Origin of the sequence: Polynucleobacter sp. (assembly GCF_044342855.1) — a bacterium.
In the GTDB taxonomy this organism is placed as follows: Bacteria; Pseudomonadota; Gammaproteobacteria; order Burkholderiales; family Burkholderiaceae; genus Polynucleobacter.
This window is the reverse complement of record NZ_JBIIPA010000006.1, coordinates 25553-40186: the sequence shown is the minus strand read 5'-3', so window position 1 is coordinate 40186 and position 14634 is coordinate 25553. Positions and strand designations below refer to the sequence as shown.

The window sequence follows — 14634 nt, the reverse complement described above, 5'->3', positions numbered from 1 at the left end:
TTCATGCTCACGGAAGCCAAAAGGCGGGGTGCCTCGGATGCTGTAGCCGAGGTTTCGGAGGGGCAAGGTCTTTCAGTAACCGTCCGCAAGGGCGAGGTCGAGACTATTGAGCAAAGCTTGGATAAACAAGTTGGCGTAACTGTCTTTTTAGGTCATCGTCGCGGTAACGCTAGCACCAGTGATTTCTCTAAGGATTCCCTAAGGGCAGCGGTTGAGGCTGCGTACCATATCGCCCAACATACGGCGGAAGATCTTTGTGCCGGTCCCGCTGAAAAAGCGCTCCTAGAAAAACATCCGCTTGATCTAGATTTATTTCATCCATGGGATTTAGATTCGGCAACAGCAATTGATATCGCGCGTACTGCTGAAGGCGCTGCCTTTGCAGTCAGTAAACAAATTAAAAATAGCGATGGCGCTTCGATATCCGCACATCATGCGCATTTCATGATGGGAACTAGTCACGGGTTTATGGGCGGCTATCCATTCTCACGCCACTACATTTCTTGCGCACCGATTGCAAATCAGGGTGGCAAAAAGTCACTCATGCAAAGAGATGACTGGTACTCAAGCTCACGTATCCCTGAAGAGTTGGCCAATCCAGCTGCGATTGGTAAATACGCGGCAGAGCGTGCGCTCTCACGTCTTAAGGCAAGATCGCTCACTACGCGCCGTTGCCCAGTCATTTTCGAGGCTCCCTTGGCTGCTGGTTTATTGGGTGGATTGGTCCAAGCAGTATCTGGTGGCGCTCTATATCGTCGCTCCAGTTTTTTATTGGATAGCTTGGGCAAGCAAGTGTTACCAAAGCACGTTAGCCTCTTTGAAAATCCCCACCTCAAGTCGATGACAGGAAGTGCGCCTTTCGATGAGGAAGGTGTGAAGACTAAAGCTAGAACCGTGGTGGACAAAGGCGTGTTGCAAGGCTATTTCTTGTCCACTTACTCCGCCAGAAAATTGGGCATGAAAACTACCGGCAATGCTGGTGGCTCTCACCATCTGACATTGCAAAGTCGGAAGACGCCTAAGGGTGGTTTGCCTGCGCTCTTAAGGGAGATGGGTACAGGCCTGCTCGTTACTGAGCTTATGGGGCAGGGCGTAAATTACGTCACAGGCGATTACTCTCGTGGTGCCTTTGGATACTGGGTAGAAAACGGTGAGATTCAATATCCGGTAGAGGGTATTACGATTGCGAGTAATTTACGCGATATGCTGATGGATATTCAGATGATTGGTAGTGATTCATTAATCCGTGGCACAAAAGAAACTGGTTCGATCTTAATTGGATCAATGACGGTTGGCGGCAAATAAAGCAGAAGAAAAAACAGAAGAACAGAAGAACAGAAGAAAACTATTTTGGAGGAGAAAAGATGCAAAGACGTTCCTTTTTAAAGAAAGCCACTATTGGTGCAGGCGCAGCGGCATTAGCGGCACCATCTATTGCGCAGAGCTTGCCAAGCTTAAATTGGCGTTTAGTCTCGAGCTTTCCCAAATCCTTAGATACTTTGTTTGGTACGCCAGAGGTATTTGCCAACGCCTTGCGCAAAGCAACCGATGGTAAGTTCAATGTCAAGGTGTTTGCCGCTGGTGAGGTGGTGCCAGCCCTACAGGTATTAGATGCGGTTCAAAACGGTACGGTGGAGTGTGGCCATACTGCTAGCTATTACTACTTAGGCAAGAACAGCGCATTTATTTTTGATACGGCTGCGCCATTTGGCATGACGGCGCGCCAGCAATCTGCCTGGATGTTGCATGGCAATGGTATGAAGCTAATGCGCGAACTCTACGCCAGCTACAATATTGTCAATTTCTTGGGCGGGCAAACCGGGACTCAGATGGGTGGCTGGTTCCGCAAAGAGATTAAGTCTCCAGAAGATTTCAAAGGACTCAAATTCCGCATCGCTGGTTTTGCGGGACAGGTACTCGCGAAGTTAGGCGTAGTGCCACAACAGTTGCCTGCTGGTGAAATTTATTCAGCCCTAGAAAAAGGCACGATTGATGCTGCTGAATTTGTAGGTCCTTACGATGATGAGAAATTAGGTCTAGCTAAAGTCGCCAAGAACTATTACTACCCTGCATTCTGGGAAGGGGCAGCTGGCCTCTCATTCTTGGTGAATAAGAAGCAGTGGGATTCATTACCACCTGCATATCAAGCGGCATGGCAGGCAGCCTGTTTTGAAGCTCACACGGATATGTGTGCCAAGTACGATGCCTTAAATCCGCCTGCATTGCAGCGCCTTGTCCAAGGTGGCGCAGTATTGCGCAAGTTCAATACCTCAGTCATGGATGCCTGCTTTAAGGCTAGCCAAGAAACTTATGCTGAAGAGTCTGCCAAGAATCCTCAGTTCAAGAAAATCTTCGAAGACTATCGAGCTTTCAGGAACATGGAAGCGCAATGGTTTAATGTGGCCGAGCAAGCATTTGCGCAATACAGTTTTGCGAAGAAACTCTAATCCTTGAGATCTTTGCGGTGAATTAGAAAAGGGCTCCTAGGAGCCCTTTATCTTATTGCGCATTACAAGTCAGGCTACTTGCTCTCAAGCGTAATGAAGCTAAACGTAATTTCACCTTCTGAAGCCGGGGTACGCTCAACCTCTTTCCATTCAGATGGGTTCGGAACTTCAAAGAAGGTATCACCACCGTCTACATCGATATCAATCTCGGTAATGTAAAGACGATCTGCCATAGGGAATGCTTGAGTGAACAGCTGTTCTCCGCCAATCACAAATACCCGTGGGAACTCATTCAAACTGGCGAGTGCTGCTTCGAGTGAGTTCACCACTTCTGCGCCGGTCAACTTGAGATCGACATTGCGGCTCACAACGATATTGCGGCGTCCAGGAAGCGGGCGGCCAATCGACTCCCAGGTCTTGCGACCCATGATGACTGGGTGACCCATCGTCACTTTTTTAAAGAATTGCAGATCAGCAGAAATCTTCCAAGGCATTTGATTGTCACGGCCAATCACGTGATTACGTGAGCGAGCAACAATCATCGAGATGGCGGGGTGCTTAGAGGCGGTCATGGGTAATCTGATTTCTTAAACGGCTACAGGAGCTTTAATGGCGGGATGGGATTCATAGCCAGCGATTTCAAAATCTTCGAATTCATAATCGAAGATGGAATCTGGCTTGCGCAGAATATTGAGCTTAGGTAGCGGGAAGAAGTCTCTGGATAACTGAAGATCAACTTGCTCTAAGTGGTTGCTATAGAGATGGCAATCGCCACCGGTCCATACAAAGTCACCTACTTCCAGATTGCATTGCTGCGCCATCATGTGGGTCAGTAGGGCATAGCTAGCAATATTGAAAGGTACGCCTAGGAAAATATCTGCACTACGTTGATAGAGTTGGCAAGACAATTTGCCATCGGCAACGTAGAACTGAAAGAAGGCGTGGCAAGGAGCTAAAGCCATGCGAGGAATATCAGCGACGTTCCATGCAGAAACAATAATGCGGCGAGAGTCCGGATTCTTTTTAAGGGTCTCTACAACTTCTGCGATTTGGTCAATATGCTGACCATTAGGCGCAGGCCATGAACGCCACTGGTAGCCATAGATCGGACCTAGGTCACCATCTGGGGCTGCCCACTCGTTCCAAATAGAAACGCCACGCTCTTTTAGCCAGTTATTGTCAGTGCTACCTTTGAGAAACCACAGCAATTCCAGAATGATGGATTTGAGATGGAGTTTCTTAGTGGTAACCATCGGAAAGCCTTCTGCCAGATTAAAGCGCATCTGGTGGCCGAAGATGGAGATCGTTCCGGTTCCGGTTCTATCGGATTTTTGGACGCCCTTTTCGAGGACTTCCTTCATAAGATTGTGATATTGACGCATAGGTATATTCAGCTAAATGATTCAGTGATATGAAGAGCTTACTCGAATGTTGGTGGGCTTACCCCAAGTGCCTTATGCAGCTTTGGGGAGGTAGTGGTGTACTGGAGTTGAATCTGCTTTTCAGGGGCTAGATAGGCTGCTGCGGCGAAGGCTGCCAAGGCTGCCTCATGAAAGCCTGACAGAATCAGTTTTTTCTTGCCTGGGTAGATATTGATATCGCCAACGGCGTAAATACCGGGCGTACTGGTCTGAAAGCAGGCCGTATCCACAGCAATTTGCTTGCGATCGATATCGAGACCCCAGTCAGCAATCGGGCCTAATTTCGGGGAGAGGCCATAAAACAATAAGAGGGCATCTAAGGCAATATTTTGAACTTCACCATCAATATTGGTGACGGCAATGTCGGTGAGTTTGTTATTGGAGGATTCAAGGCCGGTAATTTGTCCGATGATGAGTTTCATCTTGCCGGCTGCGCAAAGCGCGCGCATCTTAGCTATAGATTGAGGCACTGCTTTGAATTCATCTCTGCGGTGAATGAGTGTGACGCTTGCCGCTTGATCAGCGAAATGCAATGCCCAATCTAGTGCGGAATCTCCGCCACCACAAATCACAATACGTTTGTTATTGAATTGCTCGGGATTTCTGACGCGATAGAAAACTTGTTTATTTACAAAGGCCTCAATGCCATCCAGGTTGAGTGTGCGCGGTTGAAATGCGCCAACACCAGCGGCAATAAAAACAAGCTTTGTTAAAAACGATTGATCTTGAGAAGTCTTAACCAGAAAGCGGCCATCGGCCTGCTTCTCAAGGGTAGAGACCTCTTGATTTAAATGGAACTGTGGTTTGAATGGCTCAATTTGTTTAAGTAGATTACTAACTAGCTCGCGACCAGTGCACACCGGAATTGCCGGAATGTCATAGATCGGTTTATCTGGATAGAGCTCGATACATTGACCACCCACCTCAGGCAGGGAGTCAATGACATGCGCTTTAATTTCCAGGAGTCCAAGCTCGAATACTTGGAAGAGTCCCACTGGACCGGCGCCAATAATGACTGCATCGGTTTCAATGGGGGAGTGCAATTTACTTTACCAGTTGGTCAAGTTTATTTTTAACGTCTTTCCACTCTTCCGCTTCTGGGAGGGCAGCTTTGGATTTGGTGATGGATGTCCATGACGGAGATAGGTCAGCATTCAACTTAATGAATGACTGTTGATCGCCAGGCACATCATCTTCTGCATAAATCGCATTGACTGGGCACTCAGGAACACATACTGCGCAATCGATGCATTCATCTGGATCGATTACTAGAAAGTTAGGACCTTCGCGAAAACAATCGACTGGGCAGACATCTACGCAATCAGTGTATTTGCAACGGATACAGGCTTCGGTAACAACGTAAGTCATGATAGTTTGCAGGTTAGGAGCCCAAATCAATGGACTACCAAGTTATAAAAGATCAATTTTAGCTGAATTGACCCATTTTTCAGGCAAAAGCATCAATTTACTTGAGGTAAAGTCGCGCTATGAACACACCAGCCAATACCTCTACAAACCCCTCCAAACCGAAGATTTTGGTTGCAAGAGCCATATTTCCTGAGGCGCTAGCCAAATTGGAGGAATCCTATGAGGTTCACTCCAACCAGTCCGACAAGATATTGACCCCGGAAGAGCTTAAAAAAGCACTTTCAGAGGTGGAGGGAGCTTTGGTTGCTGGTAGCGAGAGAATCGATGCCGCTGCCCTAGCTCAGGCTAAAAATCTGAAGGTAGTTGCCAATATTTCTGTCGGCTATAACAACTTTGATGTCCCAGCGATTACTGCTGCTGGTGTCATGGCTACTAATACCCCTGATGTTCTTACGGATACCACTGCGGATTTTGGCTTTGCTTTATTAATGGCAACTGCTAGACGTATTACGGAATCGGAGCATTGGGTGCGAGCGGGTAAGTGGGATCAATGGTCCATTGTGAATAACCCACTCGGCATGGATTTGCATCACAGCACCGTTGGCATTATTGGCATGGGTCGCATTGGACAAGGGATTGCGAAACGCGCTTTGGGTTTTGGTATGAAAGTGATTTATCACAACCGCAGCCATCTCTCTGATGCGGATGAAAAAGCCTGTGGTGCAACTTATGTCTCCAAAGAAGAGTTGCTTCGCACCGCCGATCATGTGGTGTTGGTGTTACCTTACACGGCTCAAAACCATCACACCATTGGTGCTGCAGAAATTGCGATGATGAAACCGTCTGCAATCCTGATCAATATTGCCCGCGGGGGTATTGTGGATGATGTGGCTTTAGCGCAAGCATTGCAAAGTAAAAAAATATTTGCAGCTGGCTTGGATGTTTTTGAGGGTGAACCTCAGGTGCATCCTGAGTTACTCAAGTGCAGCAATATTGTGTTGGCTCCGCACATTGCGAGTGCTACAGAAAAAACGCGTAGAGCGATGGTTGATCTCGCGGTAGAAAATCTACGAGCAGCGCTTGATGGAAAGAAGCCACCAAGCTTAATTAATGCTGAAGTACTAGCGGATAAAAGTCAGGCTTAAGAAATGAAACGAAGTCGACCGAGTGATTAGTCGGCTTCGATTTCTTCTGGGAGCTCGCGAAGAGCAAGCTCAATTCCACCAAATTTCCCTGCTACCCAGTTGTAAACCTTGCAGGCAATCCAAAGCAAAGCAAAACCAAGTAAAGCATTGAGGATCAGTGCGGAGAGAACGGTAAATCCAGGAATGGCACCGTCACGAATGAAGGCTACAAACAGGGCTAACAACACAATCGGAACCGAGAAGCAGAGGTAAACCAAAACCAGGGTTTTGGCGGTATGCATTGGATCTACGAAGGCGATTTCTTTTTTGGTGAGTTTCATGAGGTGCAATCTTAAAGCAGTCCGTCGAAAAGCGCCACATCTACCCAGTCGCCAGCGGCAATATTTCCTTGGTCGTGAGACAGAATGACAAAGCAATTTGCCTCACTCATGGAGCGCAAAATTCCAGCGCCTTGGCTACCAGTCAGTTTGACCGTAGGTTTTCCATCTGGGCCACGCCCCACAATAGCGCGCTGAAACTCTGTCCGACTAGGCTTTTTCCGAATGGGTGCTTCAGCAATGGCCTGAGTCATTGGCGGCTCAGTTTGGCTCGCACCATTGAGCTGCAATAAGGCTGAGCGAACAAATTGGTAGAAAGTCACCATGACTGCAACGGGGTTGCCGGGCAGGCCAAAGAAGAGGGTTTTGCGGCCAGACCCTTCAACCGGCTTGAGCATTCCAAAGGCCATGGGACGACCTGGTCGCATAGCAATTTTCCAAAACCCTACATCACCCAACTCTTGCATGATTTGCTTAGTAAAGTCCGCTTCACCAACTGAGACTCCGCCAGAAGAAATCAGGACATCTGCTTTAGAGGCGGCATCTACAAAGGCGGCTTTAAGTGAGGCAGGATCATCACGCACAATGCCGCAGTCAATGATTTCTAAATTCAGGCGATTGAGTAGCCCGGTCAGGCTATAGCGATTGCTGTCATAAATGCTGCCGATATCCAGGGCTTGCCCTAAAGGACGCAACTCATCTCCAGAAGAGAGAATGGCTACCTTGAGTTTGCGATGTACCTTGAGGTTGGCAATGCCAAGGGACGCAGCAAGACCAAGATCGGATGGTCGCAATAAACGGCCAGCTTCGATAGCGGCTTTTCCGCTTTGCAAATCTTCGCCACGTAAGCGACGATTCTCACCACGCTTTACTTGATTTCGCTTAAAACCTACAACTGACTCATTTGTAGATTCCGTAAACTCTTGGGGGATGACGGTATCGCAGTCACGAGGCATGAGTGCCCCAGTCATAATCTTGAGACATTCGCCCGAACCAATAGCGCCCTCATAAGGTTTGCCAGCATAGGCCGTGCCGACGATCTTCAGGGTGACTATATTTTCATCGACTCCTAAGCAATCGCCATTAAAAGCGAAGCCATCCATAGCGGAGTTATCAGCGGCAGGGACATCAATCGGTGAAAGTAAGTCTTCTGCCAGAATGCGGTTGATCGCTTGATCCAATGTGACCGACTCAATATCGCTTACATTGTTTAGCTTGCGAGACTCAAGAATCAATTCATTAACGAGACCGGCGATTGCCTTACGTGCTTCATCCACATTGAGAGAGGCAGTCAAGAGAATGGGGCTATTGGGAGAGTGCTTCATTAAATCTGTCATGACGATACTTTTTCTAGGGCAGCTAACTCTTCCGGTGTATTGACGTTGGCAAATGCTTGCGGGTTTTCAAAAACTACAGTACCAGAACGTAACTCTTTAAACCATCGATCAATCTTTAAATCTCCTTTGCTTAAAAAGGCATTCAAAGAATCTTGCAGGCTGGTTTTCATTAAACAGAAAACGGGTTGCGACCAAACCTTTCCATCGGCCTCTTTAGACGAGGCAAAGACGAGCTCTAAATTGTTATCTTCCAGCTCGACTGACATTGTTTTGGCGAGATCAGTTGGTAATAAAGGTGAGTCACAAGGCGATGTCAGTAGGTAAGGTGTTTTGCAATTCTTTAGGCCAACCGAGAATCCAGCTAATGGGCCTGAGAAATCTGGCGTTTCATCCATGAGTACTGGGTAGCCATAGTGCGAATACTTCGCAATGCTACGGTTGGCATTAATCAGAATGGTGCTGACCTGAGGCTTGAGTCGACTAATGGCGGACTCAATGAGGGGTTTGTCATGAAAGGGGATTAAGCCCTTATCAATGCCGCCCATTCTTTGGGCGCGGCCACCAGCTAGGATTAGTCCAGTAATGTGTTCCGAGGTAATCATTAGCCGCCGATGTAAGACATCTCTACTTTGCGAGCGGATTTTGATCCAGCGGTATTAGACCCCCGAATTTCTGAATAGTGATCATTGCGTCCGAACCATGTTGACATGATGGCGTTGGCAATTTCTAAATCGCTTCTATCAGAACGTAACAACGTTTTGAAATCAAAACCCTCGTTTGCAAATAGGCAAAGATAGAGCTGACCATCTGTAGAGATGCGAGCACGCGTGCACTCGTGACAGAAAGTTTGCGTGACGCTAGAGATAAAACCAATTTCACCAGAGCCATCAACATAACGCCAGCGCTGCGCAACTTCACCTGGATAGTTAGCCTCAATAGGCCCTATCGGAAAGATAGTATTAATGCGATTGGCCACTTCTTGCGATGGAAGCACTTGTGACATATCCCAGCCGTTAGAGCTGCCCACATCCATGAACTCAATAAAGCGCAGGGTAACGCCGCTACCTTTGAAGTGCTTGGCCATGCCAATAATCTCTTGATCGTTTGTACCCTTCTTAACAACCATGTTGACTTTGAGATTAGTGAAGCCCACCTCTTGAGCTGCTGCAATTCCGTCGAGCACATCCGTGACTGGGAAGTCGACATCGTTCATTTTTTTGAAGACATCATCATTCAAGCCATCAAGGCTAATGGTTAAGCGATGCAATCCTGCTGCTTTTAATGCAGCAGCCTTCTTGCGCAAAATACTGCCATTGGTAGTGAGCGTTAGATCAAGAGGTTGATCTGCTGTAGTGTGAATCTTGGCGAGCATCTCAATCAGCACTTCTAGATTTTTACGTAGTAAAGGCTCGCCACCAGTCAGGCGAATTTTTTCTACACCCAGAGAAGCAAAGATATTTGTTAAGCGCGTGATCTCTTCAAAGCTAAGTAATTCATTATGAGAGAGATAGGGATAGTCTTTGTCGAAGATTTCCTTAGGCATGCAATAGGTGCAGCGGAAATTACATCGATCCGTTACGGAGATTCGTAAATCACGTAGAGGGCGCCCCCGAGTATCTTTGGTTGAAGTATTAGTAGCAACAAGCTGTCCAGTAATGGACGGCGTCAGGCCTTTGCCTTCATCTAAACGTATGGGGATTACTTTTTCAACCATGCCTAATTATGGCTGTGAAACGGCGTTTCTGCCAAGCTGCCAAATATCCTTGTGGGATAAATAGCAGTCTGGAGAAATTGGATTAAACCGTTTTTTCTTGGCCGCCGGTTTCAACTAAAACCATTGGACCATTTTGCAAGCTAACCGGAGCTTTAGGAGTTCTGCCCATTGGCAAAATTTCTGGCTCAGCTTTGATTTGCGATTGTGCTTCTTGATGCTTGCTTGAGTCTGTAGCTACCCAAACCATGCCGGCAGATTGAACTACGCTATGCAATGGAGTTTCCTCGAGCGCCTGGAAGGCAACCTTAGGAAGCTCGGGCATCTGCTTTGCAATTATCTCAATAGCTGGCGCTGGCTTAGCTGCTGCCTGTGGGGCAGGAGTTGTGGCAGCGTTATCAGGGCTATTACTTTGACGTGGTGCACGTTGCTCTCTTGGCTCTCTAGGTGCGCGCTCTTTTACTTCGTTAGAGGCTACAGGCGCAACAGTGTTTCCAAGGCTTTGAGCAATATTCTGAATCGGCATTGAAGCAGATGCTCCACCCATTCCTACTGGTGGGCCTGAAAATGAAGTTGCTATTGCAACAACAGAAGCAATCGCTGCATCACCATTGGACTCAGTATGCTCACCACGTTGGCCACGACCACGGCCACGACGGTTGCGACCACGACCACGACGCTCTTCACCATCCGCACTTGGTGCTGCATCTGTGCCGGGAGCAGCCTCAGTAGCTGGTGTTACAGCAGCCTGATTTTCTGGTTTTGGATTTTGATTGTTCTGGTTGCGATTGCTGTTATTTCCGTTTCGGTTACGACCATCTTGACGGCCTCTACCTGAGCCTGCTTCGCGTGGAGCATTTGTACCTTCAACGCTTGCTGCACCTTCGGCTGGACGCTCCGCACGATCGTTGCGTTCGCCACGACGACCGCGATTGCGGTTATTGCCATTGCGATTGTTTTGATTGCGGCCACGTGGTGCGCTAGGAGCAGGTTTCACTTCTGGCGCAGGTGCTGAAGAGAATAGACTCTTAATGAATCCGAAGAATCCACCAGTGCTTGCAGTTTCAGTATTCGCCTTTTCAGTACGTGCAGGACGTGGCTGACTGACTGGTGCTGGTGCATTTGGCGTAATACCTTTTACAGCGGCTTCAGGGCGAACTTTAACGTCGGCATCTTTACGGCTTACTGCAGTATCGGTCTCGAGTTCTGCGGCAGCTTCTTCAGCCATTACATAACTCGCTTTTTGATCATCAAGACGTGGGTCGTCATGACGCAAACGCTCCAGTTTGTAATGTGGAGTTTCTAGATGCTTGTTTGGAATCATTAAGACATTGACTTTGAAGCGTGTCTCAATCTTGATTACTTCAGCGCGCTTCTCATTTAGCAGGAATGCAGCCACTTCGACTGGAACTTGGCTATGAATAGCGGCAGTGTTTTCTTTCATTGCCTCTTCTTGGATGATGCGCAAGACTTGCAATGCAGAAGATTCGGTATCGCGGATATGGCCAGTGCCGTTACAACGTGGGCAGGTTACATGGCTACCTTCAGATAAAGCAGGGCGCAAACGCTGGCGTGACATCTCCATTAAACCAAATTTGGAGATCTTGCCCATTTGAACGCGAGCACGGTCATGACGTAGAGCATCGCGTAGACGATTCTCAACATCCTTCTGTGCCTTGCTCGATTCCATATCGATGAAGTCGATCACGATCAAGCCACCCAAGTCACGTAAACGTGCTTGACGGGCAATTTCATCGGCAGCTTCTAAGTTGGTACGAGTAGCAGTCTCTTCAATGTCAGAGCCGCGGGTTGCACGTGCAGAGTTAACGTCTACTGAAACCAAGGCTTCAGTGTGGTCAATCACAATCGCGCCGCCTGAAGGCAATGGCACGGTACGTGAGTAAGCAGTTTCAATCTGATGCTCGATTTGGAAGCGAGAGAACAATGGAACATCGTCCTGATAACGCTTCACTCTTGGCAGATTATCTGGCATCACTACGGACATAAATGCCGCAGCTTGCTCGTAGATATCATCCGTATCGATGAGGATCTCACCGATATCTGGCTGGAAGTAATCACGAATCGCACGAATCACTAAGCTGGACTCGAGGTAGATCAATAGCGGTGCTGAATTGCCTTTAGCGGCTTCATCAATCGCTGCCCACAACTGCATGAGATAGCTTAAGTCCCATTGCAATTCAGTAGCGTCGCGACCAATACCAGCTGTACGAGCAATGATGCTCATGCCATCAGGTACTTCTAATTGGGACATTGCTTCACGGAGTTCTTGACGGTCTTCACCTTCAATGCGACGAGAAACGCCGCCTCCACGCGGGTTATTTGGCATTAATACCAAATAACGGCCTGCCAAGGAGACAAAAGAGGTGAGGGCGGCGCCTTTTTGGCCACGCTCTTCTTTTTCTACTTGAACAATGATTTCTTGACCTTCGCGTAAGGCTTCTTTAATAGAGGCATTACGAACATCAACGCCTTCTTTAAAGTAGGTGCGGGCAACTTCTTTAAATGGCAGGAAGCCATGGCGCTCTTCGCCGTAATTTACAAAGCAAGCTTCGAGCGATGGCTCAATGCGAGTAATAACACCTTTGTAAATGTTGCCTTTGCGTTGTTCACGACCGGCAGCTTCGATATCGATATCGATGAGTTTTTGGCCATCGACGATGGCAACTCGCAACTCTTCTTGTTGAGTTGCATTAAATAACATGCGTTTCATAACACTCTCCTATTGGGAGTGCGTCGTTGCGCGCTGCGTTAGGGACAGGTTATATACCGCTTGGGGCATAGCCCATTAGCGGCTTTGGAGTGTGGATCAAGCAAATCCAGGCATTTCTTGCCTGGTACACCAAGTTCAATGTTGTTAAACCGGTGCCACACTTGACGATCGCCGCAGAGACCTCCTTTAGGTCATCAATGCAGGCGCGCGCCTGAAAACTGTCTTCTAATCGCGGGTCGCGGCATACGGCACACCAACCCTGCGCCTCATTACAACGGGGGAGGGGCAACCCCGGGAGTCTATTAAGGGCGACTCCAAGCTCCACGATTCGAACCTGAATCAGGTCAGTCTCGGGCCAATAAATTGGCTAGAGCGTTGATTATACGGCACAAGTTGAACGACAATGGGGTATTGTTAAGTCCCTTGTCGAGGCGACAAAAGAGATAAATCATGAAATCCGAACCCATTTCCAAGCCTTCACAGGTAAAAACCACTGCTCCGGCTGCCGTTCATCTCCAGACTATTGGTCCGGAAGAGGCCGGCCAGCGCTTGGATAACTACCTCTTGCGCTGGGCTAAAGGGGTTCCCAAAAGCCACGTTTACCGGATTATTCGCTCTGGCGAAGTCCGTGTGAACAAGAAAAGAGCCGAGCCAACTACGCGTTTAATTGAGGGGGATGTGGTTCGAGTTCCTCCGGTTCGGATCGCTGAGCCCGCCCAAATGGCGGCAGTCAATACCGCCCAAACCAAGTCTCGGGCCCAGGGATATTCCGACAAAATGCCGATTTTGTATGAGGATGAGGCGCTATTAATAGTCAATAAGCCGGCAGGTTTGGCGGTTCATGGTGGTTCGGGTATCGCCCTGGGTGTAATTGAGACTTTGCGCATTACCCGTCCAGAGCTCAAATTCTTGGAATTGGTTCATCGTTTAGATCGAGATACCTCGGGTGTCCTACTCTTGGCTAAAAAGCGTAGTGCTCTAGTGGAATTGCATCGCCAGATCCGCGAAGGTCAAACAGACAAGCGTTACTACTTGCTAGCTCATGGCGAAATTGCCCAGACTGCGGGCACGATGCAACTGAAGTTTGCATTACATAAATACTTATTGGCTAATGGTGAGCGTCGTGTTCGCGTTGATCCAGATGGCCTACCAAGCCATACTGCTTTGCGTGTTACGAAAGTAATGAAGCGCGGAGATCTAGCTATTACCTTGGCTGAGGCTCAGTTGAAAACCGGGCGTACCCACCAAATCCGCGTACATCTCCAAAAGCTAGGCCACTCGATTTTGGGTGATGATAAGTACGGCTTTGAAGATCAAGACAAGATTGTCAAATCTAAACGCCTGTATCTACATGCTCATTTGGCTGGCTTTACTCATCCACGTACTGGCGAGAAAATGCGTATCGAATCACCACTACCTGCTGAATTTACAACGATGATGAAAACTTTTGAAGTGCCCAACAATGCCTGAAGAGCAAAAACCCGATAGACGTTACGACCTGATTGTGTGGGATTGGGATGGAACCATCATAGATTCCACGCCGACGATAGTGAACTGTATTCAGCAGGCGTGTCGTGATTTAGGCTTCAAGGAACCAGATGACACTTTGGCTAGTTCTGTCATCGGCTTGGGTATTCAGGATTCATTGAGAAGGGCAGTGCCATGGATTGAGCCAGCACATTTCCCAAAATTGACTGAACGCTTTCGTTATCACTACCTCGCTAAGGATCACGAGCTTGATCTATTTCCAGGTATTCGTGAGCTACTTCACAGTTTGCGTGAGGATGGCTATCTTTTAGGCGTTGCCACAGGTAAATCTCGCGTTGGATTGGATCGATCTTTAAAGCACCACCAGCTTGAGCAGATGTTCCATGAAACACGGACTGCGGATGAGTCCTTCTCTAAGCCCCACCCTGGAATGCTTCTAGAGCTTTCGGATGCTATGCAAGTACCGATGCGCCGTGTGTTGATGATTGGCGATACCACCCATGATTTAGATATGGCAGCCAATGCTGGTGTTGATGCGGTAGCGGTAACTTATGGGGCGCACCCACCGAGCACTTTAAAAGAGGCGCCATCACTGATTCATGTGGATGATGTCTCGCAGTTAGGCCAATGGCTTAGCGACAATCTCGCAATTAAAAATTAGTTAGTCAT

Annotated in this window: 14 protein-coding genes; 5 read left to right on the top strand and 9 right to left on the bottom strand. The window is 48.1% G+C overall.

Features of this window, described 5'->3' with window-relative positions; genetic code table 11:
• Positions 1 to 3: 3 nt before the first annotated feature.
• Positions 4 to 1305 carry a metalloprotease PmbA gene (pmbA, locus tag ACIQZ3_RS03525; protein WP_397390468.1) on the top strand — a complete coding sequence of 434 codons (1302 nt, stop codon included), beginning with the start codon at positions 4 to 6 and terminating at the stop codon, positions 1303 to 1305.
• Positions 1306 to 1364: 59 nt separating this feature from the next.
• Complete coding sequence (locus ACIQZ3_RS03520; RefSeq protein ID WP_397390382.1) at positions 1365 to 2447, top strand: TRAP transporter substrate-binding protein; 1083 nt, start codon at positions 1365 to 1367, stop codon at positions 2445 to 2447.
• A gap of 74 nt (positions 2448 to 2521) precedes the next feature.
• On the opposite strand, the gene ACIQZ3_RS03515 is transcribed toward ACIQZ3_RS03520, so the two are convergent.
• The 4 genes from ACIQZ3_RS03515 to fdxA are packed head-to-tail and all read right to left on the bottom strand — an operon-like array spanning position 2522 to position 5236.
• The gene (locus tag ACIQZ3_RS03515) at positions 2522 to 3019 is read right to left on the bottom strand and encodes a dihydrofolate reductase (RefSeq protein ID WP_397390380.1); all 498 of its coding nucleotides are present in this window, start codon (positions 3017 to 3019) and stop codon (positions 2522 to 2524) included.
• 15 nt (positions 3020 to 3034) lie between these two features.
• Positions 3035 to 3829 carry a thymidylate synthase gene (locus ACIQZ3_RS03510; RefSeq protein ID WP_215301534.1) on the bottom strand — a complete coding sequence of 265 codons (795 nt, stop codon included), beginning with the start codon at positions 3827 to 3829 and terminating at the stop codon, positions 3035 to 3037.
• A gap of 38 nt (positions 3830 to 3867) precedes the next feature.
• Positions 3868 to 4911: an NAD(P)/FAD-dependent oxidoreductase gene (locus ACIQZ3_RS03505; RefSeq protein WP_397390378.1), complete on the bottom strand. Its 1044-nt coding sequence runs from the start codon at positions 4909 to 4911 to the stop codon at positions 3868 to 3870.
• Position 4912: 1 nt separating this feature from the next.
• The gene (gene fdxA / locus ACIQZ3_RS03500; protein WP_397390376.1) at positions 4913 to 5236 is read right to left on the bottom strand and encodes a ferredoxin FdxA; all 324 of its coding nucleotides are present in this window, start codon (positions 5234 to 5236) and stop codon (positions 4913 to 4915) included.
• Between the two features lie 119 nt (positions 5237 to 5355).
• Here fdxA and ACIQZ3_RS03495 point away from each other — a divergent pair, with 119 nt between their 5' ends.
• A complete protein-coding gene (locus ACIQZ3_RS03495) occupies positions 5356 to 6381 on the top strand; it encodes a 2-hydroxyacid dehydrogenase (protein ID WP_397390374.1) in 1026 nt (341 codons plus the stop codon).
• A gap of 26 nt (positions 6382 to 6407) precedes the next feature.
• On the opposite strand, the gene ACIQZ3_RS03490 is transcribed toward ACIQZ3_RS03495, so the two are convergent.
• From ACIQZ3_RS03490 to ACIQZ3_RS03470, 5 genes are all read right to left on the bottom strand, one after another.
• On the bottom strand, positions 6408 to 6701 hold the full coding sequence (locus ACIQZ3_RS03490; protein WP_015421612.1) for a hypothetical protein: 294 nt from the start codon (positions 6699 to 6701) through the stop codon (positions 6408 to 6410).
• Positions 6702 to 6712: 11 nt separating this feature from the next.
• Complete coding sequence (glp, locus tag ACIQZ3_RS03485; protein ID WP_397390466.1) at positions 6713 to 8023, bottom strand: gephyrin-like molybdotransferase Glp; 1311 nt, start codon at positions 8021 to 8023, stop codon at positions 6713 to 6715.
• Between the two features lie 8 nt (positions 8024 to 8031).
• Positions 8032 to 8637, bottom strand: a complete 606-nt coding sequence (gene mobA / locus ACIQZ3_RS03480) for a molybdenum cofactor guanylyltransferase MobA (protein WP_397390372.1) — start codon at positions 8635 to 8637, stop codon at positions 8032 to 8034.
• Entirely contained in the window at positions 8637 to 9749 is a 1113-nt protein-coding gene (moaA, locus tag ACIQZ3_RS03475; protein ID WP_397390370.1) for a GTP 3',8-cyclase MoaA, read from the bottom strand. Before moaA ends, mobA begins: the two co-directional genes overlap by 1 nt.
• Positions 9750 to 9831: 82 nt before the next feature.
• The gene (locus tag ACIQZ3_RS03470; protein ID WP_397390368.1) at positions 9832 to 12477 is read right to left on the bottom strand and encodes a ribonuclease E/G; all 2646 of its coding nucleotides are present in this window, start codon (positions 12475 to 12477) and stop codon (positions 9832 to 9834) included.
• 450 nt (positions 12478 to 12927) lie between these two features.
• Here ACIQZ3_RS03470 and ACIQZ3_RS03465 point away from each other — a divergent pair, with 450 nt between their 5' ends.
• Together ACIQZ3_RS03465 and ACIQZ3_RS03460 are read left to right on the top strand one after the other, a co-directional pair.
• Positions 12928 to 13947 (top strand): RluA family pseudouridine synthase, encoded by a 1020-nt coding sequence (locus ACIQZ3_RS03465; RefSeq protein ID WP_397390366.1) that lies wholly within the window; start codon positions 12928 to 12930, stop codon positions 13945 to 13947.
• Positions 13940 to 14626, top strand: a complete 687-nt coding sequence (locus ACIQZ3_RS03460; RefSeq protein WP_397390364.1) for an HAD-IIIA family hydrolase — start codon at positions 13940 to 13942, stop codon at positions 14624 to 14626. Before ACIQZ3_RS03465 ends, ACIQZ3_RS03460 begins: the two co-directional genes overlap by 8 nt.
• Positions 14627 to 14634 lie beyond the last annotated feature (8 nt).

What these genes read in the sequence shown, in the direction of transcription:
- pmbA (WP_397390468.1), top strand. Translation starts at nt 4, where the DNA reads ATGCTCACGGAAGCCAAAAGGCGGGGTGCCTCGGATGCTGTAGCCGAG.
- glp (WP_397390466.1), bottom strand. Translation starts at nt 8,023, where the DNA reads ATGAAGCACTCTCCCAATAGCCCCATTCTCTTGACTGCCTCTCTCAAT.
- ACIQZ3_RS03510 (WP_215301534.1), bottom strand. Translation starts at nt 3,829, where the DNA reads ATGCGTCAATATCACAATCTTATGAAGGAAGTCCTCGAAAAGGGCGTC.
- ACIQZ3_RS03520 (WP_397390382.1), top strand. Translation starts at nt 1,365, where the DNA reads ATGCAAAGACGTTCCTTTTTAAAGAAAGCCACTATTGGTGCAGGCGCA.
- ACIQZ3_RS03470 (WP_397390368.1), bottom strand. Translation starts at nt 12,477, where the DNA reads ATGAAACGCATGTTATTTAATGCAACTCAACAAGAAGAGTTGCGAGTT.
- ACIQZ3_RS03465 (WP_397390366.1), top strand. Translation starts at nt 12,928, where the DNA reads ATGAAATCCGAACCCATTTCCAAGCCTTCACAGGTAAAAACCACTGCT.
- fdxA (WP_397390376.1), bottom strand. Translation starts at nt 5,236, where the DNA reads ATGACTTACGTTGTTACCGAAGCCTGTATCCGTTGCAAATACACTGAT.
- mobA (WP_397390372.1), bottom strand. Translation starts at nt 8,637, where the DNA reads ATGATTACCTCGGAACACATTACTGGACTAATCCTAGCTGGTGGCCGC.
- ACIQZ3_RS03490 (WP_015421612.1), bottom strand. Translation starts at nt 6,701, where the DNA reads ATGAAACTCACCAAAAAAGAAATCGCCTTCGTAGATCCAATGCATACC.
- moaA (WP_397390370.1), bottom strand. Translation starts at nt 9,749, where the DNA reads ATGGTTGAAAAAGTAATCCCCATACGTTTAGATGAAGGCAAAGGCCTG.
- ACIQZ3_RS03460 (WP_397390364.1), top strand. Translation starts at nt 13,940, where the DNA reads ATGCCTGAAGAGCAAAAACCCGATAGACGTTACGACCTGATTGTGTGG.
- ACIQZ3_RS03495 (WP_397390374.1), top strand. Translation starts at nt 5,356, where the DNA reads ATGAACACACCAGCCAATACCTCTACAAACCCCTCCAAACCGAAGATT.
- ACIQZ3_RS03515 (WP_397390380.1), bottom strand. Translation starts at nt 3,019, where the DNA reads ATGACCGCCTCTAAGCACCCCGCCATCTCGATGATTGTTGCTCGCTCA.